At 60.0% G+C, this 1,896-nt stretch carries 2 protein-coding genes; both read left to right on the top strand.

The window, feature by feature from the left end; translation table 11 throughout:
• Positions 1-167: 167 nt before the first annotated feature.
• Positions 168-743 (top strand): TerD family protein, encoded by a 576-nt coding sequence (locus tag QM600_RS29360; protein ID WP_283265292.1) that lies wholly within the window; start codon positions 168-170, stop codon positions 741-743.
• 140 nt (positions 744-883) lie between these two features.
• Positions 884-1,896, top strand: a 1,013-nt coding sequence (locus QM600_RS29355) for a DUF475 domain-containing protein (RefSeq protein ID WP_283265290.1), incomplete at its 3' end; no start/stop codon positions are given.

Below are 1,896 nucleotides of genomic sequence, written 5' to 3'. Positions count from 1 at the left end.
CCCACCACGATTGAATCCTACGGGTCCGACGCGTTCGGACTCCGTTTCGATTTCCACTGTTACCACGGCCACACCCGAAGTGCCGTTAGGGTGGAGGAGGTAAACACATTCCCAAGACGGCCATCCGTCGTCGCGGGCCATGTCTCTTCTCTTGAAAGGACCCCTGAATGGGCGTCAGCTTGACCAAAGGCGGCAATGTCTCTCTCACGAAGGAGGCCCCGAACCTGACGGCAGTGACTGTCGGCCTGGGCTGGGACGCACGTTCCACCACCGGCGCAGCCTTCGACCTCGACGCCAGCGCAATCGGCACCGGCGCAGACAAGAAGGCCATCTCCGACCAGCTCTTCATCTTCTTCAACAACCTGCGTTCGCCCGACGGCTCGATCGAGCACAAGGGTGACAACACCGACGGCGAAGGCGAAGGCGACGACGAGCAGATCGACGTGAATCTCGCTGCCGTTCCGGCCGAGATCGAAAGCGTTGTCTTCCCCGTCTCGATCTACGACGCAGAAGCTCGCTCGCAGTCCTTCGGTCAGGTCCGCAACGCGTACATCCGCGTCGTCGACAAGTCCAACGGCAATGAGCTCGCTCGCTACGACCTGTCGGAAGACGCTTCCACCGAGACCGCAATGGTTTTCGGTGAGCTGTACCGCAACGGTGCAGAGTGGAAGTTCCGCGCAATCGGCCAGGGCTACGCCTCAGGCCTCGCGGGCATCGCTCGCGATTACGGCGTCAACGTCTGATCCTCGGCATTGCCGATGAGCTGACCAATAGGAGGGTTCCGCAGTACGCTGTGGAACCCTCCTCGGCTTCGTCTCGACTGCGGTGAGATTGCCGCTGCAGTAGCCACTCTGCATTGACCAACTAGAAAGGGCCACGCTCCGTGGTACTGCGAATATTCGGTTTATCCATCGTAATTTCGATCATCGCGATGATTGTTGCGTTCATCTACGGCGGACCCGAGGCACTGTTCCTCGTTGTCATTCTGTCGATTCTGGAAATTTCACTTTCCTTCGACAACGCCGTCATCAACGCCACCGTCCTGCAAAGGATGAGCGACTTCTGGCAGAAGATCTTCCTCACTGTCGGCATCGTCATCGCAGTGTTCGGTATGCGTCTGGTTTTCCCACTCGTCATTGTGTGGGCAGCATCGGGCCTGGGTCCGGTCGCGGCACTCGACCTCGCGCTGAATCCGCCGGCCGACGACGCCGCCTACTTCGCCAACGGCGATCCGAGCTACGAAACCCTGATCACCGACGCGCATCCGACCATCGCAGCGTTCGGCGGCATGTTCCTGCTAATGCTGTTCCTCGGCTTCATCTTCGAAGAGCGTGAGATCACGTGGCTGTCCTGGCTCGAGAAGCCCCTTGCGCGTATCGGCAAGCTGGATCAGCTCTCCGTCGTCGTTGCCGGGCTCGTCCTAGTGCTGGCAGGTTCGTTCCTCGCCGCCGACGACAAAGTTACGACGGTCATGATCTCGGGTGTCCTGGGCATGATCACCTACATTGCCGTCAACGGATTGGGTGAGCTGTTCAACCTGCCGGAAGAAGGCGAAGAGGGAGAGACCGCCAAGTCGAGTGGTCCCACCGAGCTCGTGAAAGCCACGGGCAAAGCCGGCTTCTTCTTGTTCATGTACCTCGAGGTCCTCGACGCGTCCTTCTCCTTCGACGGCGTCATCGGCGCCTTCGCGATAACCGCGGACCCGATCATCATCGCACTTGGCCTCGGCTTCGTCGGCGCGATGTTCGTCCGTTCGCTCACCGTATTCCTGGTCCGTAAGGGCACGCTGTCGGATTACGTCTACCTCGAGCACGGTGCCCATTGGGCCATCGGCGCCCTGGCCATCATCTTGATGGTGTCCATCGGCGTTCACATCAACGAGATCATCACCGGCCT

It is taken from the genome of Rhodococcus sp. IEGM 1379, assembly GCF_030056815.1.
Classification (GTDB): Bacteria; Actinomycetota; Actinomycetes; order Mycobacteriales; family Mycobacteriaceae; genus Rhodococcus_F.
The sequence above is the reverse complement of the archived record's forward strand: the minus strand, read 5'-3'. Positions and strand labels throughout refer to the sequence as shown.